20 protein-coding genes, 1 tRNA gene and 1 pseudogene are annotated in these 26,975 nt (G+C 70.0%); 13 read left to right on the top strand and 9 right to left on the bottom strand.

All coding sequences use genetic code 11. The features are described from left to right. The first annotated feature begins 72 nt into the window (after nucleotides 1-72). The 4 genes from glgX (at nucleotide 73) to A3862_RS25300 (ending at nucleotide 3,926) form a co-directional block, all read left to right on the top strand. Nucleotides 73-2,343, top strand: a complete 2,271-nt coding sequence (gene glgX / locus A3862_RS25315; RefSeq protein ID WP_043756238.1) for a glycogen debranching protein GlgX — start codon at nucleotides 73-75, stop codon at nucleotides 2,341-2,343. Between the two features lie 141 nt (nucleotides 2,344-2,484). Beyond that, nucleotides 2,485-2,574, top strand: a tRNA-Ser gene (locus A3862_RS25310). Nucleotides 2,575-2,992: 418 nt separating this feature from the next. Next, nucleotides 2,993-3,154, top strand: a complete 162-nt coding sequence (locus A3862_RS25305; RefSeq protein WP_236952879.1) for a hypothetical protein — start codon at nucleotides 2,993-2,995, stop codon at nucleotides 3,152-3,154. A gap of 406 nt (nucleotides 3,155-3,560) precedes the next feature. After that, complete coding sequence (locus tag A3862_RS25300) at nucleotides 3,561-3,926, top strand: c-type cytochrome (protein WP_043357149.1); 366 nt, start codon at nucleotides 3,561-3,563, stop codon at nucleotides 3,924-3,926. A 256-nt stretch (nucleotides 3,927-4,182) separates the two neighbouring features. Here A3862_RS25300 and A3862_RS25295 read toward each other — a convergent pair whose 3' ends face one another. Together A3862_RS25295 and A3862_RS25290 are read right to left on the bottom strand one after the other, a co-directional pair. Further along, entirely contained in the window at nucleotides 4,183-4,536 is a 354-nt protein-coding gene (locus tag A3862_RS25295) for a hypothetical protein (RefSeq protein ID WP_236952880.1), read from the bottom strand. Nucleotides 4,537-4,680: 144 nt separating this feature from the next. After that, complete coding sequence (locus A3862_RS25290; protein ID WP_043356855.1) at nucleotides 4,681-4,947, bottom strand: hypothetical protein; 267 nt, start codon at nucleotides 4,945-4,947, stop codon at nucleotides 4,681-4,683. A 189-nt stretch (nucleotides 4,948-5,136) separates the two neighbouring features. Here A3862_RS25290 and A3862_RS25285 point away from each other — a divergent pair, with 189 nt between their 5' ends. The 9 genes from A3862_RS25285 to A3862_RS25245 all read left to right on the top strand — a co-directional run bounded on the left by A3862_RS25285 (nucleotide 5,137) and on the right by A3862_RS25245 (nucleotide 15,556). After that, nucleotides 5,137-6,435 carry a nucleotide sugar dehydrogenase gene (locus A3862_RS25285; protein WP_052083562.1) on the top strand — a complete coding sequence of 433 codons (1,299 nt, stop codon included), beginning with the start codon at nucleotides 5,137-5,139 and terminating at the stop codon, nucleotides 6,433-6,435. A gap of 56 nt (nucleotides 6,436-6,491) precedes the next feature. Further along, nucleotides 6,492-7,106, top strand: a complete 615-nt coding sequence (locus A3862_RS25280) for a CoA-binding protein (RefSeq protein ID WP_111474087.1) — start codon at nucleotides 6,492-6,494, stop codon at nucleotides 7,104-7,106. Between the two features lie 691 nt (nucleotides 7,107-7,797). Then, nucleotides 7,798-8,259 carry a 50S ribosomal protein L13 gene (gene rplM / locus A3862_RS25275; protein WP_043356851.1) on the top strand — a complete coding sequence of 154 codons (462 nt, stop codon included), beginning with the start codon at nucleotides 7,798-7,800 and terminating at the stop codon, nucleotides 8,257-8,259. 2 nt (nucleotides 8,260-8,261) lie between these two features. Next, nucleotides 8,262-8,747, top strand: coding sequence for a 30S ribosomal protein S9 (gene rpsI, locus A3862_RS25270; protein WP_043356850.1), 486 nt, complete (start codon nucleotides 8,262-8,264; stop codon nucleotides 8,745-8,747). Nucleotides 8,748-8,916: 169 nt separating this feature from the next. Next, entirely contained in the window at nucleotides 8,917-9,867 is a 951-nt protein-coding gene (gene argC, locus A3862_RS25265; protein ID WP_043356848.1) for an N-acetyl-gamma-glutamyl-phosphate reductase, read from the top strand. A 254-nt stretch (nucleotides 9,868-10,121) separates the two neighbouring features. After that, nucleotides 10,122-11,471 (top strand): coagulation factor 5 8 type domain-containing protein, encoded by a 1,350-nt coding sequence (locus A3862_RS25260; RefSeq protein ID WP_111474086.1) that lies wholly within the window; start codon nucleotides 10,122-10,124, stop codon nucleotides 11,469-11,471. Between the two features lie 73 nt (nucleotides 11,472-11,544). Next, nucleotides 11,545-12,789, top strand: a complete 1,245-nt coding sequence (locus tag A3862_RS25255; RefSeq protein WP_111474085.1) for a hypothetical protein — start codon at nucleotides 11,545-11,547, stop codon at nucleotides 12,787-12,789. A gap of 23 nt (nucleotides 12,790-12,812) precedes the next feature. Then, on the top strand, nucleotides 12,813-14,468 hold the full coding sequence (locus A3862_RS25250; protein WP_111474084.1) for a GDSL-type esterase/lipase family protein: 1,656 nt from the start codon (nucleotides 12,813-12,815) through the stop codon (nucleotides 14,466-14,468). A 308-nt stretch (nucleotides 14,469-14,776) separates the two neighbouring features. Beyond that, the gene (locus A3862_RS25245) at nucleotides 14,777-15,556 is read left to right on the top strand and encodes a class I SAM-dependent methyltransferase (protein WP_111474083.1); all 780 of its coding nucleotides are present in this window, start codon (nucleotides 14,777-14,779) and stop codon (nucleotides 15,554-15,556) included. Nucleotides 15,557-15,608: 52 nt separating this feature from the next. Here the strand turns inward: A3862_RS25245 and A3862_RS25240 are convergent, their stop codons facing one another. From A3862_RS25240 to A3862_RS25205, 7 genes and pseudogenes are all read right to left on the bottom strand, one after another. Next, nucleotides 15,609-17,993 (bottom strand): glycosyltransferase family 2 protein, encoded by a 2,385-nt coding sequence (locus A3862_RS25240; protein WP_043756247.1) that lies wholly within the window; start codon nucleotides 17,991-17,993, stop codon nucleotides 15,609-15,611. Nucleotides 17,994-18,045: 52 nt separating this feature from the next. Then, nucleotides 18,046-18,462 (bottom strand): hypothetical protein, encoded by a 417-nt coding sequence (locus tag A3862_RS25235; RefSeq protein ID WP_043756250.1) that lies wholly within the window; start codon nucleotides 18,460-18,462, stop codon nucleotides 18,046-18,048. A 165-nt stretch (nucleotides 18,463-18,627) separates the two neighbouring features. After that, entirely contained in the window at nucleotides 18,628-19,683 is a 1,056-nt protein-coding gene (locus A3862_RS25230) for a glycosyltransferase family 2 protein (RefSeq protein ID WP_051976372.1), read from the bottom strand. Nucleotides 19,684-19,726: 43 nt separating this feature from the next. Then, nucleotides 19,727-21,880, bottom strand: coding sequence for a glycosyltransferase family 4 protein (locus tag A3862_RS25225; protein WP_043756252.1), 2,154 nt, complete (start codon nucleotides 21,878-21,880; stop codon nucleotides 19,727-19,729). A gap of 605 nt (nucleotides 21,881-22,485) precedes the next feature. Then, nucleotides 22,486-23,121: pseudogene (locus A3862_RS32535) on the bottom strand (DedA family protein); the annotation flags it as partial. A gap of 127 nt (nucleotides 23,122-23,248) precedes the next feature. Continuing rightward, nucleotides 23,249-24,292: an NAD-dependent epimerase/dehydratase family protein gene (locus A3862_RS25215; protein ID WP_051044846.1), complete on the bottom strand. Its 1,044-nt coding sequence runs from the start codon at nucleotides 24,290-24,292 to the stop codon at nucleotides 23,249-23,251. Next, entirely contained in the window at nucleotides 24,289-26,961 is a 2,673-nt protein-coding gene (locus tag A3862_RS25205) for a glycosyltransferase family 61 protein (protein WP_236961522.1), read from the bottom strand. Before A3862_RS25205 ends, A3862_RS25215 begins: the two co-directional genes overlap by 4 nt. Nucleotides 26,962-26,975: the final 14 nt, after the last annotated feature.

The following is a 26,975-nucleotide window of genomic DNA, read 5'->3' as shown; positions in this document are numbered from 1 at the left end:
CTGTTTCCGGCACGTTCACCCGACGCTCCCCGCGGCGGCACGTGGCCGGGCGGGTCGCGTTCCGGAGTGTCCATGTCCTCTACTCGTCGTCCCGCATCGCAGTCCCGCGCGGCCCGCACGCGCATCCAGGAAGGCCAACCCTACCCCCTGGGCGCCACCTGGGACGGGCTCGGCGTCAACTTCGCCCTGTTTTCCGCCCACGCCACCAAGGTCGAACTCTGCCTGTTCGACGATGCCGGCGAGCAGGAGATCGAGCGGATCGAGCTGCCCGAGTACACGGACGAGATCTGGCACGGCTACCTGCCCGACGCCCGCCCCGGCACGATCTACGGCTACCGGGTCCACGGCCCCTACGAGCCGAAGGCCGGCCACCGGTTCAACCCCAACAAGCTGCTGATCGACCCCTACGCCAAGGGGCTCGTCGGCTCGATCACCTGGAACCCGGCCCTATTCGGCTACAAGATGGAGACCGGCGACGACCTGACCTTCGACGAGCGGGACAGCGCCCCCTACACCCGCCGCTCCCGGGTGATCGACCCGGCCTTCACCTGGGGCCGGCACCAGAAGCCGCTGGTGCCCTGGGACAAGACCATCGTGTACGAGGCCCACGTCAAGGGCATGACCAAGCTCGACCCGCGGGTGCCGGAAAAGCTACGCGGCACCTATGCCGGCCTCGGGACCCGGGACGTGCTCGACTACATCAAGAGCCTTGGCGTGACCTCGGTGGAGCTGCTGCCGGTCCATTCCTTCGTGCAGGACGACTACCTGCAGGAGAAGGGGCTGGTGAATTACTGGGGCTACAACACGATCTCGTTCTTCACCCCAGCCCGGCGCTACGCGGCGGTGCCGGACTTCGCGTTCTCCGAGTTCAAGGAGATGGTCTCGCGCTTCCACGGCGCCGGCCTCGAGGTGATCCTCGACGTAGTCTACAACCACACCGCCGAGGGCAACGAGAAGGGCCCGACCCTGTCGTTCAAGGGGGTCGACAATGCCTCCTATTACCGGCTCCTGCCCAACGAGCCGCGCTACTACATCAACGACACCGGCACCGGGAACACCTTCAACCTGTCGCATCCGCGGGTGCTGCAGCTCGTGACCGATTCCCTGCGCTACTGGGCGCAGGAGATGCAGGTGGACGGGTTCCGCTTCGATCTCGCCACGATCCTGGGCCGCGAGCCCTACGGGTTCGACGAGGGCGGCGGCTTCCTCGACACCTGCCGCCAGGATCCGGTGCTCAACAACGTCAAGCTCATCGCCGAGCCGTGGGATTGCGGCCCCGGGGGCTACCAGGTCGGCGGCTTCCCGCCCGGCTGGGCCGAGTGGAACGACCGGTTCCGCGACGACGTCCGCGCCTACTGGAAGGGCGATGGCGGGCTGCTGCCGGATCTGGCGGCGCGGATCGCGGGCTCGGCCGACAAGTTCAACAAGCGCGGGCGCAAGCCCTGGGCCTCGGTGAACTTCCTCACCGCCCATGACGGCTTCACCCTGCACGACACGGTCTCGTACAACGACAAGCACAACGACGCGAACGGCGAGGGCAACCGCGACGGCCACTCGCACAACCTCTCGTACAATTACGGGGTGGAGGGCCCCACCGACGACCCGGAGATCCGGGCGGTGCGCCTGCGCCAGATGCGCAACATGCTGGCGACGCTGTTCCTGTCCCGCGGCACGCCGATGCTGCTCGCCGGCGACGAGTTCGCCCGGACCCAGAACGGCAACAACAACGCCTACTGCCAGGACAACGAAGTCTCCTGGCTGGACTGGGATGCGATCGGCGACGAGGAGCGGGATCTCGCGGAGTTCACCCAGCGCCTGATCATCCTGCGCAACGCCCTGCCGATCCTGAGCCGCGGGCGGTTCCTCACCGGCCAGTACGACGAGGAGTTCGGCGTCAAGGACGTGACGTGGCTGCGGCCGGACGGGAGCGAGATGGCAGGCGAGAACTGGTCGGACGGCGAGGCCCGCGCCTTCGCGGTCCAGCTCGACGGGCGCGCCCAGGCCACCGGCCTGCACCGCCGCGGCGGGGACGCCACGCTGCTGATCATGTTCAACGCCTACCACGACCTCGTGACGTTCACGCTGCCCGAATCCGTGGGAGGCGTGGCCTGGACGCGGCTCCTCGATACGAACCTGCCCGACAGCCAGGACGTGGAGAGCTTCAAGTTCGGCTCCGGCTACGACGTGACCGGGCGCTCGCTCCTGATGTTCGTGCTGAAGCCCGAGGACAGCCCCGGGACGGAGGACAACGCCATGGAGCGCTCCTACCAGCACGTCATGCAGGCCTTCGAGCGGGCGAACGTGGAGCATGTCCGCTTCCACCTCGACGACGCCGAGGGGTGAGGGACGCGGCCGGGCGGTTTTCGCATCGCCCGGCCGACTGCGCCTTGCGCCGGACGGCGCACCCGGCTAACAGCACGGCACCGCGCGGTCCTGGCCGCGCCCGGCGCGCCGCGTGCGCGGCCGGGCGCCCGGTTCGCGGACGGAGGGGTGGCCGAGTGGTTGAAGGCGCACGCCTGGAAAGTGTGTATACCGGAAACGGTATCGCGGGTTCGAATCCCGCTCCCTCCGCCACCACAAGCGCCGAAACGCGGTCTCTTCGAGCCTTCTGCGGCTGAGCGCCGACACGGCGGCTGTCGCGCGGTCGCGGACCGTCGAGTTCGGCCCCGACGTGGCGCCCCGGAGATGCGTGGCAGCACCGATCCGTCCGGCAGGCTTGCACCCCGCACTCCGATCACCCGGCCGACATCCCGAAACGACTTGGCCGGTCGGTGGACCGCGCGGGGCTCGCGGGCCTGGCGACGCGTCGAACCATCGGGCTTGGCCAGCAGCCGCATCGGCGCGCCTCCAACCGCAGCAGAGGCCGTCCAGCGCGCAGGATTGCGCATCACGTCCTCGCGCGCATGCCCGGCAGAGACATCGCGGTAACCATTCAGGCGCATTGCCCGCTGCAGCAGCCGCCGGAGCCCACATGCCCAGCCCCCGATCGACGATGCCCCGCCCGTTGACGGCGACGCCCCGCACCCTGGAGACGACGGTTCTCGCCGATCGGATCAAGGCGCTCACGGCCTGGGATGCCGGCGCGGCGATGGCCCGAACCGCCAAGGCTGCGGATAGCGACCCGCCGGTGATCAGGCTGCCGCTGGCCGCCTAGCATCGACACGGCCCGTCTGCGGGGACCCGCCCGGCTCGGCCGCAGCGGGCCTTGTCGTGCGCGCGGCGTCCAGCCGGGAAGGACGCATCATTTTCCGGCGCGGGCCGGATTATCGCCCCGCATCGGACGTCAACACTCCGACATGCCAAGTTTGGAAGCATTCTCAGATCCGCCGTTCGCCCGTCCCGCCGCCCGGGGACGCGCCCCGCGGATGCGCGCGAGCGGGCCACCGATCCGAGGCCTGCCGAGACGCGCCGAGAACGAACCGCGGAACCGGGCATGACATCCGAAATTGTTTGATGCATCGTTCAATATAATCTGCACGGCTTCGCAGATTTTTTCCCTTGCATCGAAGAATTTTTCTGTCAGAAACGCGAAGCTTATCTGATCAATTCGGGGTCTATACATGCGTATGCTTGCACTCGGCGCCGTCCTCGCCGTCGTCATGCCCCTCGCGGCGCAGGCCCAGGAGGCCGGGGATGCGGCCGCCGGCGAGAAGGCGTTCGCTCCCTGCAAGGCGTGCCACAATTTCCAGAAGAACGGCGTGGGTCCTGACCTGAAGGGTGTCGTCGGCCGCAAGGCGGGCACCTACGAGGGCTACAACTACTCCGCCGCCCTGAAGAATTCCGGCATCACCTGGGACGAGGCCAACCTGCACGAGTGGCTGAAGAACCCGAAGGCGAAGGTCCCGGGCAACAAGATGATCTTCCAGGGCATCACGGACGACAAGAAGATCAACGACGTCATCGCCTATCTGAAGACCCAGTCGTAAGGCCGATCCGCCTTCGGAGCGGCGACGCGAGCGATCGGCGCTCTGGATTCACTGATTTCACCCCGTCCGGCCGAGCCGGACGGGGATTTATTCGTCACTCTACAGTATTGAAGAAATAATTTGCCGGATTTGTCATCGCGAGAGCTTCACATCGCGAGCAATGATGGTATTCTAAAACCAGTCGCCCGACGTAACGCACCGGGCGTCCTCAACCTTCAGCCCCGCCGGCACCCGCCGCGCGGGGCTTTTTCGTGGCTCAGCGTCCGCTGCCGGAGGACAAGCTCGACCCGACGCTTCCGGAGAGCTGGCTCGGCGTTCCCAGCTGGGTGCCGTTCGGATTGGTGTCCAGGCTGAGATCGGGCGACACGAGGCCGCCGGGCGCGGGGTTCGTCGACTGGGCCGGCTCGAAGGCCTGCCGGGCGCCGGCGAGCGGAATGATGACCCGGTCCGGTCGGATCGTGGTCTCGCAGAGCCCCTGGCAGATCGGAATCGTGAGGTCCGTCTCCTGGCAGATCGCCTTCATCTCGCCCCGGACGCACGTGCAGCGGCACAGCGCCGAGGCCGGGACGGGCAGGGCCAGCAGGGCGGCGGCGAGCATGATCGTGCGCATGATGATCGACCTCAGGGCCCGCGACAGGGCGATCGGGGCTCATAGCACGTTGCGCCCCGGAGCCCGAACGCGCCGGCACCCCCGGCATCCCGCGTCGCAGCGAAGCCGGGCGAGGCTGACGCGGTCCTGAACCGCCCCGGGGAATCAGGAGACCGGCGCGCCGGTCTCCCGGATGATGCGGACGGGCCGAAAGGCGCGCGCGGACACCTCGGCCTCGACCCAGGCGCGGGCCGCGTCGGCCGCGGGATGATCGGCGAAGGCGGCCGGGCGCGGCGGCCATTCCGATCCGGACTGGACGACGTAGCCGCGCATGCCCGCGGCGCACGGGCCGACATAGCCGAAGACCTTGCCGGTGCCGTCCACGAGGTCGGTGCAGTGGACCGGCCCCTCGGTCCAGCGGAGGTCAGGCATCGTCTCGCCTCATGCGCGCCCCGGGCTCGATCGGTCTCTGCCCGTCGGTCAGGTGGTCTTGGTGCGCCGCGACCGGCCGGCGACGCGCCGCGCGGGCCGAAGCGAGTCGACGCGGGCCCGGGCCGCCCCTATACGCGCCCGGCGGCCGGACCGTCATCGGCGCCTTCCGAGCCCGCAGAGGGATCCGGCGTGGCGGACAGCTCGGCAGACAGCGTGGCGATCGTCGGCCTGGGCTATGTCGGGCTCCCGCTCGCCCTGGCGTTCGGCCGGGCGCGGATCACGATCGGCTACGAGCGCGCCGCCGACAAGGTGGCGGCCTACCGGGCCGGACACGACCCGGCGGGAGAGATCGACGCGGCGGCGTTCCGGGCGGCCGGGCACCTCGCGATCACCGACGACCCGGCCGCCCTGAGCGCGGCGGACGTGATCATCGTCACGGTCCCGACCCCGGTGGACGCGGCCCAGAGCCCCGATTTCACCCTGCTGATCCGGGCCTCGGACCTCGTCGGGCGGCACATGCGGCCGGGCGCGACCGTGGTGTTCGAATCCACCGTCTATCCCGGCGCCACCGAAGAGGTCTGCATCCCCGTCCTCGAGCAATCCTCCGGCCTGCGCTGGAAGACGGATTTCTTCGTCGGCTACTCGCCGGAGCGGATCAATCCGGGCGACCGGGAGCACAGCCTCGCCAAGGTGGTGAAGATCGTCGCCGGCGACACGCCCGCGACGCTGGAGCGGCTGAAGGCCCTCTACGGGTCGATCATCGAGGCGGGCCTCCACGCCGCCTCGTCCATCCGGGTGGCCGAGGCCGCCAAGGTCATCGAGAACACCCAGCGCGACCTGAACATCGCGCTCATGAACGAGCTGTCGCTGATCTTCGACAAGCTCGACCTCGACACGCAGGAGGTCCTCGCGGCGGCGGGGACCAAGTGGAACTTCCTGCCGTTCCGCCCCGGGCTGGTCGGCGGCCACTGCATCGGCGTGGACCCGTACTACCTCACCCACAAGGCCGCGATGATCGGCCATCATCCCCACGTGATCCTGGCGGGGCGCCGGATCAACGACAGCATGGCCGCCCACGTGGCGCGCAGCACGGTGAAGCGGATCGTCCGGCGCGGCGGCCATGCCGGGCGGGCGCGGGTCATCGTCCTCGGCCTGACCTTCAAGGAGAACTGCGCGGACCTGCGCAACTCGAAGGTCGCCGACCTCGTGCGGGAGCTGGAGGAATTCGGCTGCGCCGTGTCGGTCCACGATCCCCGCGCCGGATCGGCGGAGGCCCGGGCCGAGTATGGCATCACCCTCGTCGACTGGGCCGACCTGCCCGCCGACGCGGACGCGGCCGTGATCGCGGTCCCGCACCGGGATTATGCCCGGCTCGGGCCGGAGGCGATCGCCGCCCGGGTGAAGCCCGGCGGCCTGATCGTGGACGTGAAGGCGCTGTACGAGCGCGCGGCGTTCGCACGGCTGGGCTACGAGGTCTGGCGGCTGTGACCGTTGCCGGGCCGCCGGCAAGCATTGCGATCATCCGGACGACGAGGGGACATGCCATGGACGAGACCGGCCACGATCACCGGCAGCCCGCGCCCGGCGACCTGGCGGCGCTCGCGGAGCGCCACGCCCGCTACCCCGACGCGCAGATCCGCGCCCTCCTGAACACCACGCGCACGATCGCGCTGGTCGGGGCCTCGGCGAACCCGGCGCGCCCGAGCTGGATCGTCCTGAAATACCTGCTCGACCGCGGCTACGCGGTGACGCCGGTCAATCCCGGCCTCGCCGGCCAGGACCTGCTCGGGCGCCGGGTGGCGGCCTCCCTGGCCGAGATCCAGGCCAGCCTGGGCGACCAGCCGATCGACATGGTCGAGATCTTCCGCAATTCCGCCGCCGCCGGGCCGCTGGTCGACGAGGCGCTGGCGCTCAGCCCGCCGCCGAAGGTGATCTGGATGCAACTCGGCGTGCGCGACGACGCGGCCGCCGCCCGGGCCGAGGCGCGCGGCCTCACGGTGATCATGAACCGCTGCCCCAAGATCGAGTACGGCCGGCTCTCGGGCGAGATCGGCTGGACCGGCGTGAATTCCCGGATCCTCAGCGCCCGGAAACCGGTGCTGGCGGCCAAGGGCGTCCAGAAGCTCACCATCGCGGAGCGGGGCCGTCGGGGCGACTGAATCCGATCCTCATCCGATCCGAGACAGCGCCCCGTGGCCAGCGCCCCATTCGCAGCGCCGCGTCCGATCGCGTTGCGACGGTCTGGACGGAAGGCGATTCCGTTCGAGACAGCCGCGCCATCCTCCCTCTCCCGTTCGGGAGAGGGTCGGGGTGAGGGACACGACGCTTCGCGGTCGAGCGCACCATCACGGCTCGGGCAGGCGAGCCTCGTCCGGACGAACCTGATCCCTCACCCTGTCCTTCTCCCGCACGGGAGAGGGGACCCGCGCATCGCGTGGAACGGGCTCGGCTATCGCCCCCGTCTCAGCGCGATCGGGAACGATTCCCGCCGGATCGGGTCAGCCCACCCAACACCCTGATTCCGAGGCGTGAGCGCAGCGAGCCTTGAAGGAGGCCTCCGCCGCTCTGCGGCCCCTCACGATGCGGCGGTGACGGGAATAGCCGACCCGGCCCTCTGCGGCCCCGTGCCCGCCATGATGTGGTATTCTGATACCTTAACCGCCAAACCTCTCTGATTGCTCGCCTTTTCGCGATTTCCGATTTCGCTGTTGACCCGGCATCCGGGCCCGTCTATGCACTGGCCACCGCCGCCGCGTGTGCCCCACGCGGCGGCTCGTTTTTCGGCACCCCGATGTTCTCGGATCCCGACGCGTCGGGGCCCTGGTCCGTCGGAACCCCTGGGATTTGGCTATGAAGACCACCTCGCTGAAGCCCGCCGAGGTCGACAAGAAGTGGATCGTGATCGACGCGGAGGGCCTCGTCGTCGGCCGCCTCGCGTCGATCGTGGCGATGCGCCTGCGCGGCAAGCACAAGGCCGCCTACACGCCCCACGTCGATTGCGGCGACCATGTCATCGTCGTCAACGCGGACAAGGTGAAGTTCACCGGCCGCAAGTACGTCCAGAAGCGCTACTACTACCACACCGGCTATCCGGGCGGGATCAAGGAGCGCACGGCCAAGTTCATCCTCGAGGGGCGCTTCCCCGAGCGCGTGGTGGAGAAGGCCGTCGAGCGCATGCTGCCCCGCGGCCCGCTCTTCCGTCAGATCCTCGGCAACCTCCGCGTCTACAAGGGCTCCGAGCACCCGCATGAGGCCCAGCAGCCGCAGGCGCTCGACGTCGGCGCCCTCAACCGCAAGAACGTGAGCGCTTGATCATGGCGACCCTGCAGTCCCTCGCCGACCTCAACCGGTCGAACACCGGCGCGGTCGATCCGGCCAACGAAGCGCCCATCCACGTCCAGAAGCTGGACGCCCAGGGCCGGGCCTATGCCACCGGCAAGCGTAAGGACGCGGTCGCCCGCGTCTGGATCAAGCCCGGCAACGGCACGGTCACGGTCAACAAGCGCCCGGTGGAGACCTACTTCGCCCGTCCGGTGCTGCGCATGATCCTGCGCCAGCCGCTGGAGATCGCCGGTCGCGTCGACCAGTACGACATCACCGTCACGGTGGCGGGCGGCGGCCTCTCCGGTCAGGCCGGCGCGGTGCGCCACGGCCTGTCGAAGGCCCTGACCTACTACGAGCCGGAGCTGCGTGCCCCGCTGAAGCGCGAAGGCTTCCTCACCCGCGACGCCCGCGTGGTCGAGCGTAAGAAGTACGGCCGCAAGAAGGCCCGCCGCAGCTTCCAGTTCTCCAAGCGCTGATATCCGGTCACACCGGTGTCACGGAGAGGGCGGTTCCTGCGGGAGCCGCCCTTTCGCGTTTCGGGGCTGCGGCGCGGCCGTTGACAGGCTGTCGCACCGCGCTCACCAGTTTCCCGGCCGCGATGGCCGACTCGGGCGGCACTGCCTTTCGGAGAGAGCGAGACGGACGATGGCTGGCGACGGCGTACAGAAGCCCACCGTGTTCATCGACGGCGAGGCCGGCACCACCGGCCTCGGCATCCGCGAGCGCCTGGAGCGCGACGGGCGGGTCGCCCTGCGCAGCATCGCGCCGGAGCACCGCAAGGATCCGGAAGCCAAGCGGGCGCTGCTCGCCGAGGTCGACCTCGTGGTGCTCTGCCTGCCGGACGAGGCCGCCAAGGAGACCGTGGCGCTCGCCGACAGCCTGCCCGGCGGCGGCCCGCGCGTCCTCGATGCCAGCACCGCCCATCGGGTCGCGGAGGGCTGGACCTACGGCTTCCCCGAGCTGACCCGGGAGCAGGGGGCCGCGGTGGCCCGCGCCCGGCGGGTGGCCAATCCCGGCTGCTACCCGACCGGCGGCGTCGCGCTCCTGCGCCCGCTCGTGGAAGGCGGCTTGATCCCGGCCGATCACCCGATCAGCATCAACGCGGTCAGCGGCTACAGCGGCGGCGGCAAGAGCATGATCGAGGCCTACGAGCAGGGCACGGCGCCGCCGTTCCAGCTCTACGGCCTCGGCTTCGCCCACAAGCACCTGCCGGAGCTGCAGCGCTACAGCGGGCTGACCCGCCGGCCGATCTTCGTGCCGGCCGTGGGCAACTTCCGGCAGGGAATGCTTGTGAGCGTGCCGCTCCATCTCGACGCGCTGCCGGGCCGGCCGGCGGCCGCCGATTTGGAGGCCGCCCTGCGCGACTGGTACGCCGGTCAGCCGCTGGTGCAGGTCGTGCCGGGCGCCGCCACCGGAGCGCACCGCGAGAAGATCGAGCCGGAGGACCTCAACGACACCGACCGGCTGGAGCTGCGGGTGTTCGGCTCGTCCGAGCACGGGCAGGCGGTGCTGGTGGCGCGGCTCGACAACCTCGGCAAGGGCGCCTCCGGGGCGGCCGTGCAGAATCTCGGGCTGATGCTCGGGCTCGACGGCTAGCCGGCGGCGGCAGACACATCAGCCCCGGCTTTGTGCGCGGAGCGAAGGAATCGAGGGCCGCGCGCCGTTTGGCGGCGTGCCGCGTCCCGTTCGATTCGCCCCGCGGGCAAGACGTCGAGGGCCGTGTCGGGCTCCGCGTGAGCACGACCCGGCAACGCGAGCCTCAGGCCCTCCTCGACAGAGGGGACGCCGCCGGCGAAGAAAGGGCCGTGAGGCAAGGCCCTCGAACCGCTCCCTTCGCACCGCGAGAGGCGATGAACGGCGACCTGATCGATGTGGCGTTCGGCCGGCCCTGGCGCAGCGGGGACGCTGCGGCGGACGAGACCGCCCTGCCGCGCGGCACCCTGAGCTTGCAGGTCGATCTCGGCTTTCGATGTCCGATTCGACGCGTCGAGATCGGATCCGCTTGTGCCGCGCGGCCGAGCCTCGCCCTGTCCGATGACGGAAAGGTCTGGCGCACGCCCGACCTCGACGCCTCCCAGAGCGGGGCGGAGGCCGCGGCCCTGATCCTCGGAGCCGAGGAGGGCGCCTGGGCGCGGCATGTCCGCGTCACCCTGGACGCGCCCGCCGGAAGCGGCCTGCCTGCGGTACAGGTCCTGTGCGCGCAGGCCGATTTCGACCTCATCGTCCTGCGGCGCGTGCTGGACGTGCCCTTCGACATGGCCGACGAGCGGCCCGGCGCGAACCCTTACGTCTCCTACCGCCTCGTCAGCGCCGAGCGGCCGCGTTCGCGCGCCCTGGTGGGGCTGGCGCTCTACGAATGCGGCGCTTTCGGCAACTGCCTGATCCAGTTGCTGCTCGCCATCGGCATCGCCCGCAACCTGAACCTGAAATACATCAAGCTCCCGGCCGCAGACCGCAGCGAAGTGATCGGGCTGACCGGCCCGCTGACCTGCGGCGGGATCACCTTCATCCCCGGCTCCGCGCCCCTGCCGGACGACGGCGCCTTCCTGTCGGGGATGTATTTCGATCTCGGGATCCAGCAGCTCGCCGGCCCCCTCGGCCCCGCCGAGACCCGGGACATCGTCCGAACCTGCATCCGGCCGCTGTTCAGCCGGCTGCCGCCGACCATCCCCGCCAAGCCCGACGACGCGCTGCTGATCCACATCCGCTCGGGGGACATCTTCAGCACCTGGGTGGCGCCGACCTACCCGCAGCCGCCGCTCGCCTTCTACCAGATGGTCATCCGGCGGCTCCTGTCGGAGGGCCGCATCCGTCGGATCACGATGGTGTTTGAGAACCGGCTCAACCCGGTGATCCCGGTTCTGGAAGCCTGGATCGCGGATCTCGGCGTCCCCCTGACGACGCAGAGCGGCACCCTCGTCGACGACGTCGCCGCGCTGATGAACGGGCGCTACCTCGTCTTCGGGCTCGGCACCTTCGGACCGGGCGTCTGCCAGCTCTCCGAGCATGTCGAGCAGGTCTTCTACTTCGCCTCCGGCTGGCCACAGCACTTCAAGAGCATCCCGACCATCGGGCGCGTCGTCGAGGTGCTGGACGTGGCCGGCGCCTACACGAAGGTGGGCGAATGGGACAACTCCCCCGAGCGGCGCGCCCTGATGCTCGACTACCCGGCCGAGAACCTCGCCTTCGACGACGCCTGATCCCGCCGGGACCGCCTTGCCGAAGCCGGCAAAACCAGTGACAAGCGCCCGGCTCATCCGTCGGAGGACAGATTTGGCCAGCGCTGACCAGCCATCGGAAGCCCTGCGCATCAACGCCTTTGACATGCACCGCGCCGAGGTCTTGATGCTGCAGCGGCGTCGGCTCCGGCCGCGCCATGCCACCCTGGTCAGCTTCGCCGCCAAGTATCACTACGTCGAGAGCCAGCGCCGGCTGGTCGCGGCGGCCGCCGCCACGGGCGATTTCGACACGATCGAGAGCTGGTCCCCCGACCGGCTGCGCGAGACGCCGTTCTACCACGCGCACCGGGGGATCCTCGACCGGTCCCGGGGCGCCGGGAACTGGGCCTGGAAGCCCTACGTCATCGCCGAGGCTCTGGCGCAGCGCCGCGACGGCGACTTCATCGTCTTCAGCGACACCGGCATGCAGGCGGTGGGCGACGATCCGCTGCCGCCGGTGGCGCCGCTGCTCACGTGGCTCGACAGCTCGGAGCGCCGGGTCGCGGTGGGTGTGCTCCACGGACGGCCGCAGCGGGCCTGGACCAAGCGCGACTGCTTCGTGCTGATGGACTGCGACGCGGAGCGCTACTGGGAGGCCGACCAGATCCAGGCCTCCTGGATCGCCTTCATGGTGAGCCCCGCCACCCGCCACCTCGTGGCCGAGTGGCTGCGCTACGCGGGCGATCCGCGCATCGTCACCGACAGCCCCAACGCGATGGGCCTGCCGGATCTCGACGGCTTCATCGACCACCGCTTCGACCAGAGCATCCTGTCGAACCTGATCTACAAGCTCGATCTGGAGATCCCGCCGCTGCGGCAACCGTCCAAGCAGATCCGGACCCTGATCGAGGAGCTGGAGACGGACACGCTGGTGACGGCGCGTCCCTCGGAGAACATCGCGCTGGGCAAGGCCTGGCGGGCGAGCTCCGCCTCTGCCTGGTCGGGGACGACCGGCACCTACGGGGAGCGCACCACCGGCGACCCGTCCTTCTTCTTTCACACCGGGCTCGACCGGAACCCCTGGTTCGTCCTCGATCTCGGCGCGGTCGAGCGAGTCTCGGAGATCCGGATCTACAATCGCTGGGGGCAGCTCAGCGAACGGGCGCAATTCATGCGCGTCTGGCTGGGCGAGACCGAGACCGATTACCGTCTCGTCTTCGATGCCGTGGACGCCCATTGCCATCCGGGCCTGCCCCTCCACCTGCGGTTCGACAATGCCCGGTTCCGCTACCTGAAGATCGATCTCGACGAGGAGCAGTACCTGCACCTCGACGGGGTCGAGATCTTCGCGGCGCGCTGAGACGACAGAGCCATCAGTCCCGCATGAGCGCTCCGGCACAGGACAAACCGCTGTTTCCGTTCGGGCCGATCCTGTTCTTCGGCGATTCGGTGACGGCGGACCTGACGGCCGAGACGCCGCCGCTCTTCTCCGGCCCTCAGACGGTCGCGCGGGGGATCGGCGGCCAGTCGACCCGGGACATGGTGCGGCGGCTTCGCTCCGACATCGCGCTTTACGGCGCGCGGGGCCTCCACCTCATCGGCGGCCGCGACGATATCCTGAGCCGCGATCGGGCGCCGTCGCTGGACCGCATCGTGACCGATATCGCGGCCATGCTGCAGGACGCACGCGACCTCTACGTGCGGACCTGGGTCGGATCGATCCCGCCGGTGGATCCGGACGCGCCGGGCGCGGCCGGATTGCCGGTCTCGCTCATCGGGGACGTCAACGCGTGGCTGCGCGACCACGTGGGGACCTACGGGGCGCAGTTCATCGACTACGACGCCGTCCTGGCCACCGAGACGGGCGCGCTGAGGCCTGGATTCAGCGACGACGGACTCCGGCTCAACGCCGCCGGCTATGCGGCGCTCCGGGACGCGATGATGGCGGCCCTGACGGCCCCGGGTGTCGAGCAGATCTGGGCGCCGCCGGAGAGCGAGGACGCCGTACGCCGGCGCAAGTTCCTGCACCATTTCGGCTATCTCGATTCGAACACGCGCTATCCGAGCCCGTTCATCCAGTTTGCCGGCAAACCGGGTGCCAGCCATTACGGCGTGCCGTTCGACGCCGACGGCTTCCTCAACGCCGCCCCCATCGTGGAGCGCAAGCCGCGAAGCGAGACCCGGATCTTGGTCGTCGGCGATTCGACCACCATCGACGGCGGCGACATCGCCAACACCCTTCCCGGCCGCCTCGAACGGATCCTGCGGGCGGAGGGGCTCGACAGCGCGAAGGTCTACAATTTCGGGGTCATGTCGAGCTGCCTCACGCAGATGACGCACCTGATCTGGTCGCGTCTCGTGACCTACGCTCCCGACGCGATCCTCGTGCTCAGCGGCAGCACCGACCTGTTCCAGCCCTGGACCTACGATCCCCGGCCGGGCCATCCCTACAACGCCTTCATCACCCAGCGGCTCTACGACCATTTCTTCGACACGCACGATCCCCGGGCCCGCGAGGACGGCCTGTCCTACGAGGCGCTGATCACGCTGATCTACGAGGAGCTGAAGCGGCTGCGCACTGAGGTGGGCTGGCAGAGCCCCGGCTGGGAGGATGCCATCATCCACCATTACGCGCTCGCGGCCCACCGGCTGACCAAGCTGTCGCACGACCACCAAGTGCCGATCGTCAGCGTCCTGCAGCCGACGATCCTGCGCAAGCGGCACCTCACCGAAGCGGAGCGCGGCGTCGCCTCGGGGGCGTTCCTGGCCTATCTCGACCGGCAATACGCCAAGCTGGAGGCCTTCACCGCGCAGCTCGCCGCGCGGCGCCCTTACCGGCGCACCTTCACGGCCCTCGACCTCAGCGGGATTTTTCGCGACCGGGAAGAGGGGACCTTCTACGACATCGTCCACTACGACGATCCCGCCCGCGAGATCGTCGCGACGCGGCTGGCTGTCGAAGTGCGGCGGCTGCTCGCGCAACCCCGCTCCCCCATGACGCGGGTCCGCCGCTTCCTGACGGGCGGCCGCAGGCGATAGGGCCGCCGCGGCTCCGTCTCAGCCGGCGCTCAGCCGTTGAGCGGATGACGGAGAGCCCGGTTCCCGGGGCGGGCAAACGAGGCCCCGCTCCCGTCGCCGCGGCGAACGGACATCGCCGAAATCTGCGAAGCGCAGGACATGCCACCGGCTTCCGGGCCCTGGTCGTCGGCAGGGCGGCCAGCCCTCCGAGGCCGGCAACTTCTGGATGCCGTATCTCAATTTTTTTCGCCCATTCGGAGAGTGTTTACGTTTTGCTGAGGATGGTCGATCTTCTCTAGGTTGTCGCAGTCCGAGAGGAAATCGTTCCGATGATCAGCTCCGCGGATCGGGCGGCCAAGTTCGAGCGCTTCAGACATATCCTTGAGGAGCCGTGGCACCAGTCGAAGGCAGGAACATTTCCGCTCTTCACCACCGATTGCTCCTACGATCTTGAGAATTACCAGAGCGAGAGCCAGGGCAATCCCCCCGAAATCTTCACCCACTTCGTCGAAGTCCAGCCGGACAAGCTGTTTATGGACCTCGGATGCGGATATCGAGGCGACATCCTTTTCCACAATGTTCTGAATGTGGAAGTCTACCCGAGCCGCTCGGCAGATCTCATCGTCGATCCGACCCGCCCGTACCCGATCCGATCCGAAACTCTGGATGGCATCGGCTGCTTCGCCGTCCTCGAACACACCCGACAGCCTTGGGTTGTCGTCCGGGAGATGCGGCGCATGCTGCGCAAGGGTGGGACGGTCTTCATCGACTGGCCCTTCCTGCAACCCGTTCACGGCTACCCGAGCCACTATTTCAACGCGACGCGGGAGGGGCTCAAGACCATCTTCGAGGACGAAGGGTTCGAGGTCGAGCTGTGCGACACGTTCGTCAACCAGACGGTCGCCTACACGGTCTCCTGGGTGCTGGGCGCCTTGAACCACCATCTGCCCGCCGAGATCCGGCCGGAACTGCTCAACATGACGGTCGGAGAGCTGATGGCCCTCGACGTTCAAGGGGAGCAGTGGCGCAGGTGGCTTGAGGCCTTGCCCGCAACCGCCCGGGAGGAGCTGGCCTGCGGAAACTCCCTGGTGGCCAAGAAGGCAGCCTGAGCGAGAAGGCAGCCTGAGGCGACCGGACCGCCGTCGGCTCGGGGGACGGGCTCTACCCCTGTTGACCCGACCGCTTGACCCGGTGGGTGAAGATCACCGAGAGCCAGGGCACCACCGTATGCTCGACCTCGATCGAGATCAGCACCTCGAGGTGGAGGGCGTAGGGTAGGGTGAAGCGGAAGCCGCAGCGGGCCTCCTCCATGGTGGTGGGGATGTCGCCGAGCACCGCCGCGATCACGTCCGGCCGGTGGACGTCCACGGGGATGCGCTGGACCTCGCCGTCCACCTCCACGACCAGGGTCGCCTTGGCGCGGCTCGCCGACACGACCCAGCCGGCCAGCACCACCTGCCCGTCCTGGATCTCGGCCCAGACCCGATCCTGCGGGGCTTCGAGGTTGGCGCGGGCGAAGGAATCCGGCAATTCGCCGTCGAGCTCGGCCACGGTGCAGCCGACCTCGTACTTCTCGAAGCCGCGCCCCTCGCCGAAGATCCCGGCGAATTCCTTCTGGTACTGGGCGATCCGGGCGTTCTTGATGTCCTCCGGCAGGCCCGACCACTGGCCCTTGGCCTGAACCGTGTAGACCGAGAGCAATTCGCGCAGGAACGCGATGCGCCCCTTGTCGGCGACGTAGAGGTTCATCAGCCAGTCGGCCGCCGACGCGTTCTCGTAATAGGCCTCCGGCACCCGGCGCAGGGCCTCGGCGCGGTAGAAGCAGCAGGAGAAATTGGCGGTGAGCGGCGAATTGGCCAGCACCGGGAAGCTGATCGTACCGGTCGGGTAGCGGCCCTGCTCGTCGTGCGGCAGGTAGGAGCCGGTGGCCGGGTAGTGGAGCAGCACCCAGTTGAAGCACATGTCGAGGCTGCGGTCGTTGCGCAGCATGCGCATCTGCATGGCGATCTTGCGGTCGGACAGCCAGTAATCGTCCGCCTCGCAGAAGGCGACGTACCGGCCCGTGCAGGCGGAGAGGCAGTCCTGCATGTTGCGCAGCATGCCGAGGTTCTGCGGGCGGGGCCTGACGACGATCCGCTCCGGGTGGCGCGCCCGGTAGCTCTCGACGATCTCGGCCGTCCCGTCGGTGGACGTGTCGTCACCGATCACGACCTGCATCCGGAACAGCCCGCGCTGTCCCAGCACCGCGTCGAGGCAGCGGCCGATCTCGGCGGCGTGGTTGTAGGCCGTGACGATGACGCTGACGGTGAGCTGCTCCATCAGCCACGCGCGCAAGGCGTCCGGCTCACCGGACAGCGCATCGGGCGCGTCGAGGCCCATGTCGTGCAAGGCCGCGCGGGCGATGTCGGGATTGGCCTCGATCAGCCGTCCGAGGCTCGGGACGTCCTCCTCGTCGAGATAGGCCTCGGCCAGCCGGCGGAAGATCGATTTCTGCGCGGCCTCGTAGCCTGCCGCGTAGCGGCCGCCGAAATGGCCGCGCAGCTTGCGGAAGAACGCGATCTCGGAATTGCCGAGCTTCTTGTGCCGGGCGAGTTCGGTGGCGTAGGTCGCCCACATCCCGGCGGCGTGCTTGCGGTAGACCGCCATCACCTCCGGCAGGAAGCCGATGCGCCCGACCTCGGCATGCATCAGGTGGACGTACCAGTCGCCCGGGGCGATGCCCTCGTCGAACGCGAACGCCTCGGCACCGTGGTAGCGCCAGCGATAGAGCACGCTGTTGGTCTGGACGAAGTTGTGGGCCACGAGGTCGGACAGCGACGGCTGCGGGCTGCACTGCTTCGGGTACAGCTCCTCGACCCCCGGCATGTCCTCGTAGACCACCCGCACCCGATGGAAGCAGAGGGTGAATTCCGGGCGTGCCCGCAGGAAGTCGACCTGGCGCTGGAGCTTGCGCGGGTCGGTCCAGTAATCGTCGCCTTCGCAGATCGCCACGAACTCGCCGCGGCAGCGTTCCGTGAGGTCGGCGAAGTTCCTGTTCGGGCCGAGGTTCTCGCTGCGCAGGACCGCCACGAGGTTGGGATGGCGCGCGGCGTACTCGGCGACGATCTCGGCGGTCCCGTCGGTGGAGCGGTCGTCGCCGACCAGCAGCTCGAAGGGGAAGTCCGTGGCCTGGCCGAGGATGCTGTCCAGGGTCTGCCGGATGAAGGCCGCCTGGTTGTAGGTGATGCACAGGACCGAGACGACCGGCCGGTTCCAGGCCGGCGCGGGCTGGGTCTCGGCGCGGGCCCGGATCCAGGCCGCGAAGGGATTGACGAAGCTGCCGTCGAAGGTCTCGTCCGGCGGCGCGGTGAAGTCGGCCCGGGGCCGGCGCCCGAGCCGGGCACCGTACTTCACGTAATGTTCGAGGGGCGACAGGTCGGTGAGACCCACGTCGGGATAGCGCGTCGCGTAGCCGATATGGTCGAACAGGCCGCTGGCGTAGATCGTCGCGAAATCGTCCTGCCACGGCTCGAGCGCCGGCGCGGCCTCTCCTGCACCGTCCTGCATCGATCAGATCCCTCGAACGCGCGTCAGCGGGCCGCTTCCCCAGACCGGACCCTCAGAGGGTGCTGGGGAGGCGCCCTTCCTCGGAGCCGTGGTTGTAATAGTGCTGCGTCGGATCGGCGCCGGCATTCGCGACGTCGTCGTTGCACGCGAGGTAGTACTGGCGGTCGAACAACCCGGAGGTTTCGAGCCATCCGAGCATCGTTGCCTCGGGTACGACGGGGGCACGATCGGGCGTGGCAGCGGCAGCCTCGCGGTAGAGATGCGCGAACCGGGCGATCCGGGCGGCCACCTCCTTGGCGGCGGGCCTGCGGACCGAGGAAGCGACGACGCTCGACTGCTCACCGGGGCGCCAGCGCTGAAGGTCGGCCTCGGCCAGACGCACCAGACGGGCGAGTTCGCCCTGGGCCTCCTTGAGCCGTGCCTGGGTCTCGGCGAGCTCGGCCCGCAGCGCTTCCACGTCCTCGCCCACGGTCGGCTCCGTCTCAGTCGCGACGCTCTCAGGAGCTGGCGCGCACGGGCGCGGCGTGAACGGCCGGGGACCGGCGCGACAGCGCGCTCCTGTCGGGTGAGGCGGGGTGATACGATTGCCCCCCAGACCGGTCAACCCTGAGGCATCGGCGCGCCCGGCCGCGTGTCAGCGCGGCATCAGCAGTCCGACGACGCGGCGCAACGCCAGGGCGTCCTGTACGGGGGAGGGGGCGGTGCGGAAGCCGCCCGCCGCCCCGGCCTCCGTCGACAGCCAGGCGGGCTGCGTCTCCGGGTCCGGAAAGAGCTGCCGGGCGACGGTTTCGATCGGCTCGCCGGTGAACCACGGCGCATAGGTCGCGGTGAAGAACCGGAAGTAGACCGGCCAGTTCTCGGGCGTCGGTGCCAGCCGGTTGTCCGTCGCCCCCCGGGCGATCAGCGACAGATAGGTCTTCAGCGCCGCCGATCCCTCGCCGTGCATCAGGTCGCCGGTGGATTTGAGCGTGTTGGTCGCATGGGTCCGGTAACGGAGGTGCGGGGTCGGCACGAAGACCGGCTCCACGTGGACCATGCAGCGGATGAGGAAGTCCCAGTCGTGGCACATGCGGTAGGCCGCGAAGGGGCCGACCGTCTCGTAGAGCCCGCGCGAGAAGACGAGGTTGCCGCTCGTCACCGCGATGTTGTGGCGGAGGAGCGCGAAGCCGACGGTCGGGCAGGCCCCCGCCTGGCCCAGGACGTCACGGTACCACGTGCGGACCGGGTCGTCCTCGGCGAGCCGGGCACCCGAATCGTCCATGAAGTCGACACCCGTAAAGGCGATGAAATCACCCTCCGGCGGCAGCGCGTCGCAGATCACCCGGAACCGGTCGGGGCCATAGGCATCGTCTGAGTTCAGGATGGTGAGCGCGTCGCCGCTGGCCTTGGACAGGCCGAGCGCGATCGCCGCATGCGCCCCACCGTTGCGGTCGAGCAGCGCGCACTGGATCCGGACCGGTCCGGCATAGCCCTCGATCGTCCGGGCGATGACGGCCCGCGACTCGTCGGTCGAGCAATCGTCGACAATGATCAACTCGTCGACCGGGCGGTCCTGATCCAGGACGGAGCGGATCGCCTGCGCGATGTAGGGCGCGTGGTTGTAGGATGGGATGACGACCGAGATCCGCCGCGCCGTCGGCGGGCGGGCTTCGGGCCGCGGGCGCGCGGACTTGGTCAGGAACCGCAACATCGGCGCGTGCACCTATCTCTGCGCGATCCGCCGGGCCGCGCCTCTACGCGGCATCGAGCTGTCCCCGAAGCAGGTCGAGGCGCGGCCGCATCTGCCGCTCGAAGCTGTATTCCCGCAGGATGGCGAGCCGGCCGGCCTCGCCGAGCCGCCGGAGCGCCTCCCGGTCCCCGGCGTAGAACTCGATCCGGGCGGCGATCCCGTCGGCGTCGCGCGTGATCAGCTCGAAGTCTTCGCCGGGCAGCATGGCGGGGGACCCGTCGAGCCGGCGGTTCAGGGCAAGGGAATCGGAGAGGAACATCGCCACGCCGCGCAGGCCCGCCTCGACGCAGGATGTGGTCGGGAAGCCGTCGAAGGATCCGCGGCCGCCGTCGCGCTCCATCGGCGACTGGTTGGGCGAGATGACGATGTCCATGCCGGGATAGAAGTCCTGGAAGAACGAGGCCGGCTGCACGCCGTGGAAACGGACACGGTCGATCCGCGTGAGGCCGAGCAGGTCCGGCGTCCAGTCGCCGACATAGTGCCACTCGAAGCGCGGATCGTCCGCGTAGCGGCGGACGAGGTCGGTGAAGACGTCGCAGCCCTTCTCGATGCCGAACTCCGTATAGCGCTGCGCCACGAAGCAGATCCGGATCGTGTCCTGCAGCGGACGCCCGATCCGCGAGCAACGCGCGCTCGCCGCGACATCCCAGCAATCGGGCGAGACGGCGCCGAAGACGAAAGCGATCTGATCCGGATCGCACCAGCCCCGGTCGAGCAGGTAGTCGCGCTGCAGGGTATGGGTCGTGAGCACCTTGGCGAAGCGGCGATCGCCGAGCACACGCCGGAGCTTGGCATCCGACACGGGATCGTTCGGCATGAAGCCGCCCCCCGGATAGAGGGTGAAGACGAAGCGCTCGGCGCGCAGGTCCGGGTTCGAGGCCAGCAGCACGGCGGCGTTGTGCAGGAAGGTCGTGTGCAGGACCTTGGCGCTGAGATCGTGGCCGGTGTTCAGGGCGCGCACCCGGCCGGCCAGGGTCGGATGCTCCGCCTCGAACTGCCGCACTTCGTCGAGGAAGGTCCGGTCCGGCCGGTAGCGGTCGATGTCGCGCAGCGACGAGGCGGCCCGGCTGTCCGGGATGGCGGACAGATAGGTGAGCAGCTCGCCGTAGCGGAACGCCGAGAACCGGGACGGGAAGCTCGAATCGACGAGGAGGAGGCCGGTTCCTCGGAGCCGGGCCGGCCGGATCGGACCCGTCACCTGCGGGTGGGCGGCCCAGGCCTGGTTGGCCGCCTGCCACGCTTGCGGCGCGAAATCCGGAACGGCACGGCTCTCGGCATGGAGCCGCTCGGCCTGGGTCCGGTCGCGGGCGAGGAGGTCGTGGAGGGCTCGGGTATGGGGGCTGGCATCGCCGAGTTCGAGGGCGAGGCGCGCCTGCTCCTCGGATTCCACGAGCCGGCCCCAGGTCCGGAAGATGACCGCGAGGCGGAACCGGAACAGGGCCGGATCCTCGCAGCCCACCGCCAGGGCGATCTCGTAGGCCGCCGCTGCGGTCCCCAGCCGGCCCAGCGTCTCGGCCTGGTAGGCGGCCAGACCGCACCGGGCGATCAGGCCGGCGCCCTCGACCTCCGCGGCTGCGCGGGCAGCCTCGAGCGCCCCGTCGCGCCGCCCCAGGGCGAGCAGCGCTCCGACGCGCACGAGGAGCGCCTGAAGGCCGGCGACCGGACCGCCCGCCAGCAGCGCGAGCGCCGCCGCGGGATCGTTGGCGTGCAGCCGCTCGGACGCGGCCTGGACCCGTGCATAGGGGTTTTCTGGATCGTGGGTCAGCGCCGCCGCACTGGCCTCGGCGAGGGCGCGGCCTTCCAGGAGGTTGGGCAGCCGTCCTTCCGGGGCCCCGTAATGGAGGTAGTGGCCCAGGGGATTGACCCCGGCTGCGGCGATATCGGGATAGAGGGTCAGATAGGTGCGGGTGCTGAACAGCGGACCGGGATCGAGCCCGATCGCGGCGCCATGGACGCAGTAATGCTCGGCCGGGCTGAGGCTGGCGGCCTCCGCGGCCGACACCTGCGCCCGGTAGAAGGCCGAATCGAAGAGGGGATTCGGATCGCGTTCGGAGCACCAGCCCTCGGCCGCGTAGGCTTCCGGCGTCGCGACGCCGCGGTGACCGTAGCGGCGGGTCACCGAATCCGCGTCGAACAATCCAGCCAGATCCGGATGCATGCCGTCGTCCGTTTCTCTCGGCGCGCCCGCACGGGCCGGCTCCGGACGGAGGGACGTCTGACCGTCCGGCCGGCGCGCTCACGTCCCGCCGAGCCGTTGCGCGGGGGCTTCTCGCATAGCGGGTCCCGTGTGCCTACCCTGCCCGACGGCGGAGGAGGGGCCTGAGGCGCGGGCCCGCTCCATCAGGCCAACGCGCCGGCGGTCCCCTCTGCGGTGTCGGGCGCGGCGCCCGGGCCCGTCAGACGCCAGCCGACGACGATCAGGAGAACGACCGGCACGACGAGGATCAGCGCGGCGCCGAGGATCCCGACATGCCCGACGAGGCGTCCGTAGAAGCCACCGGTCACGCCATCATGCCACGAGACCAGCGTCATCCCGACGGCCGACGCGACGATGAGGGCGGGGATCTTGAACCACAGGGGCAGGGCGCGTCGGCGCGGCGGCACGATCGCATCGAGGCCGGTCTCGCTCCGGCCGGCTTCCCGCTGGGTCAGGAGTGCTTCGACCTGGTCGGCGAAATCCGCCTGGATCCGGTCGCGCCGCGCGGCGTCGTCGTCGCGCGCAAGCGGCGCCGCCTGCGGCGCGGTCCCGTCCGGCACCTCGGCCAGCGGCCCCGGGATCGCCGCCTCGGCGGCGACCATCAGGCGCGCCTCGTGCCGGCGCATGAACAGCCAGAGTGCGACGGCGCCCATCAGGACGAAGGCCAGCAGCCCGAGGCCGACCGGCCCCATGACGTTCTCGATGGAGCGCCCGCAGAGATACGCGCCGAAGCCCATGATCGAGGCCCAGGCGACGCCGCCCAGCGCATTGAAGGCGAAGAAGCGGCGGGCGTCGAGCTTGTTCACGCCGGCAAGCACCGCCGCATAGGCGCGCAGCATCGCGGTGAAGCGGCCGAAGAACACGATCTTCCCGCCGTGCCGGCGGAACAGGTATTGGCCGAGCTTGAGCCGGCCGTGATCGAGGCCGATCAGGTGCCCCTTGCGCAGGAGCAGGGGCAGACCCCAGCGGCGGCCGACCCAGTAGCCGGCATTGTCGCCCAGGATGGCCGCGGTTGCCGCGATGGCCACCACCACGGCGATGTTGATGTTGCCGGTGCTGCCGGCATAGGCCGCCGAGGTCAGCAGGACCGTCTCGCCCGGCAGGGGCAGGCCGGCGCTCTCCAGCGTGATGATGACGAAGATCGCCAGGTAGCCATAGTGCGCGATCAGGTCGGCGATCGGCAGATCGTGCAGGAAGGACATGCGGTCTCCGTGCGGCTCGCAGGTCGCGCTGTCGACGACAAACGTGGCCGCTCCGGGGCGGCGTGACGATCAAGCCCGCCGCACAGGCTCCGTCGCGCCGTCGGCCGCGACGGCGGTCACGGGCGCTTCATCCCTCACGGGCGGGGTGCGGCGCCGCAGCGCCCGCTCCGATCTCGGCGAGATGGGCGCGCATCCACGCGATGGTGCTGATGAGCCCCTCGCGCAGGGCGACGCGCGGTTGCCAGTCGAGCTCGGACCGGATCAGCGCGGTGTCGAGGACGTTGGCGGGCACGTCGGCGGCGCGGCTCGGCTTGTGGATGCAGGGCAGGCGATCCCGGCCGAAGGCGACCTCCAGCTCGGCGATGATCTGGTTGACGCTCAGGCCCCTGCCGCTCCCGACATTCAGCACCTTGTGCGGCCCGTCATAGGACACCGCGGCGAGGAACGCGTCGCTGACATCGTCGACGTGCAGGAAGTCGCGCACCACCTCCCCGGTACCCCAGACCTCCAGCGGCAGGCCCAAGAGGACACGGTGGATGTAGCTGCCGATCAGGCCCTGGTGCTTGGTGCCGAGCTGGAACCGGCCGTACGGGTTCGCGATCCGGAGGATCTGGTAGTCGATCCCGTGGAGATGCCGGTACAGGTGGAGCGACTTCTCGATCATCAGCTTGCCGATGCCGTAGGCCGAGATCGGGTCGGTCGGCGCCTGCTCGGGGATCGGGATGGCCCGGGGAATGCCGTAGATCGCGCCGCCGGAGGACGAGAACACGAGCTTCCTGATCCGGGCCGAGCGGCAGATCTCGAGCAGATGCAGGGTGGCGATCGGCGCGGCGGCGAGTTCCGCGGACGGATCCCGGTTCGAACTTTCCGGGATCGAGCCGGCGATCAGGTGGAAGACGACGTCCTGACGCTCGACGGCGTTGGCGATCGCGAGGCGGTCGGCGAACTGGCCGGTGACCCGGGCGACACGTCGGTCGAGCACCTCGGACTGGATGTGGCTGCGGCTGAAGCAGGTGACTTCGGCCCCCGCCGCCGCGAGGCGGTTGCACAGGTTCAGCCCGAGGAAGCCGCCGCCGCCCAGCACGAGGCAGCGGAGCCCCGCCATGGACGGCGCGGGCTGACCGGATCCGGCGGGATCGAGCGGCTGCGGGCCCTGCCGGGTGTCACTCATGGCCGACATTCAGCGCCGTCTTGGATCGGCGTGGGGGCCGGAAGGGCATCTTCCGGCCGCCGGCCCGGATCGGCGGGATCGCGCTCACGGGCCTCGATCATGCGCTCGACCAGCGCAAGGGCCGAGCGCTGAAGCGCCTGCCGCGTCGGTTCGAGGGGCGCCTTCCCGCAGGCGCGGGCCGCCGCGTAGGCGGCCGCGTAGGCCGCGTCCCAGCCGGCGGCGAGGACTGACGGGCCCGCGGCCTCCAATGCGTCCCGAACGGCGCCCCAGGCCGCTTGATGGGCCGCGTCCCAGGCCGCGCCCCGAACGGCCGAGCCGGTCTGCCGCAGGGTCAGGTTGGCGACGGCCGCCCGCTTGCGCGCGCGCTTGAGGTGATCGCACAGGGAGACGAGTTGGGCGACGTCCTCGACCTCGGGCAGGTCGGCCAGTTCGTCCCCCTCCACGTTCAGCTTGGCGAGGCGGAACCACGCCGGCAGGTGGGTGCGGATCAGCCAATCGGCCACCAGGGCGACCCGCCGGCGCTCCAGGGCCTCCGAGCCCCGGGTGCCGACCAAGCGCGGAACGAGCGGCAGGATCAGGGCATCGCGCGCATCCTGCGGCAGGCGATCGCTCCAGGTTCGGACAAAGGCGGCGATGCTGGGCGACGCGCAGGCGGGTTCATCCGAATGCGGCTCGCCGGCGACGTAGGCCACCGCCTCCAGGGCGCACAGGCCTGCCTCCGCGCCCGCATGGGGGCCGGCCGCGAGCGTCCTGACCCGCGCAAGCCGGACTGGGTCGACGCGCGCGGGCCCGACGGTCCGCTTGTCCTGCAGCCGGGAGGCACCGCGATCCGGCACACGGATCGGCCGATCGTCCGCAGCCGCGATCGAAAAGCCGGCCGGTGCGCCGGTGGCGACCTCGGCCTCGAGTGCGGCCACGGCGGCCACGACCCGCCCCGGGTCGACCGTATAGCTCACGTGGAATGCGTGCACGCCGGGGCGCGGGAGGGTCCGGCCGCGCAGGAACAGGATCCGCGCGCCCCCGGCCTCGATGAAGCTGGCATAGCCCCGGAAGTTGAAGGACAGCTCCTCGTGGATCAGGCCGAGGATCCGGCACCCGGGCCGGCAGAACAGGGCGTTGCTGAGCGCCGAACTCGATGAGCCGACCACCAGTTCGGCGGAATGGAAGGCCTCGACCTGTTCGAGGAAGGTCAGCGTCTCCGGATAGATCACCTCGAAGCCCAGGGGGCGCAGCCGTTCGGCGATCTCCGCCTCGTTGACGAGGGCGCGTTGGGTGAAGGCCTTGCGCGAGATGAACAGGCGCCGGTCGGTCCGGCCGGAGAGGGCCCCGCGCGCGCGGGCGCGGTCGAGGATCTGCTGGCGGATCGCCCCGAAGACGTCGGCCGGCCAGACCGTGTCGTAGAAGGGGCGGCCGGGCTTCATGTCGAAGGGGAAGAAGGCCGGCACCGGCGCCATCCCGAGGAGCCCGAACGCGACGGGCCTGGGCGGCAGCGCGATCACGGGCCGGTCGCGCGTGTCGAGAAGGCCCAGGATCTCCGCGTGCGCCCCCGGCATGTGGTCGTCGATGCAGAGCGGGATCCCGTCGGGGCAGCGCGGGTCGTTGTAGCAGAGCATCCGCGGCACGAACTCGCAGAACCAGTGCCCGTAGTTCCGGCTCTGCAGGCCGAACATCATGAGGCCGGCCGCGATCGTGTGCTCGGCCTCGGGCACCTCGACGAGGGCCCGCGTGGCCCCGAAGGCGGCGGTCATGATCTGGTCGGGGTTGAGGCCGTCCTGCAGCAGGATGTCCGGGCGCCGCGGATGGGCGGCGAGGTCGTAGACGAGCTTGCCGCCGGCGATGACGACGTTGCTGCGCGGGAAGGCGCGCGCGCCCTCCAGGAAAGCGAGGTACTGGGCCGGGATGTCCAGGCTGCCGGCCTCCGACCGGAGGGCCGGGGGCGGTTCCCAGAAGCGCAGATCGGGCGCGGCGATGCGGCGCTCCGGGAGCACCGTGATGACGCGGGCGCCGCCGGCCGCCGCCAGGGCCTGGACGGAGACGATGTCGTAAGCCTCCAGGGGCCCGGAGCCGGTGACGTGGCGCGTCGCCGCGTGGAGCGCGATCGCCGCGTCGAAGCGCCCGTCCTCCAGCAGGGTGTCGAGGAGCAGGCGGCGCAGGTTCTTGACCTTGGTGCTGAGCCGGTCTCCGTCCTCCGTCGTCACGCCCGCGTCGCCGCCGTTGAGGTCGTAGGCGAGGCGGTAACAATGGAGGCACGGCTCGGGCTGGTTCCGGCACTCGTAGGCCCATCCGAGCCGCAGCAGGGTCGCAAGCCCGTCCTGGATCAGCACGGGCGCCTCGGCGTCGGCGCGCAGGCCCGCGATGTAAGCCTCGGCCTCGGCGAACCGGCCGCGCTCGCACAGGTCGCGCAGGCGCGCCGTGGCGGCGGCCCTCGTCCAGCGCGCCCGGGGGCCGGGGACCAGGGCGGCGATCAGGTCATAGGTCTCGGCGGCGGCGCCGAGCCGTTCGTCGCCCTCAAGCCGGAACGCGAGGGTTTCGAGGTGCCGGCACAGCGCGCCGCGCCGGACCGGCTCGCGCTCCTCGGCGGCAAGGGTGCGGATCTGCGCGAGGACGTCCGGCGCGTTGTCGCGATGGACCGTCCGGATCAGGTCGATGAAGGTCTGCGTCGGCCTCATGTCGGTTGCGCGCC

It is taken from the genome of Methylobacterium sp. XJLW (assembly GCF_003254375.1).
Lineage (GTDB): Bacteria > Pseudomonadota > Alphaproteobacteria > Rhizobiales > Beijerinckiaceae > Methylobacterium > Methylobacterium fujisawaense.
Note: the sequence above shows the minus strand (reverse complement) of the source record. Positions and strands in the feature narration are given on the sequence as shown.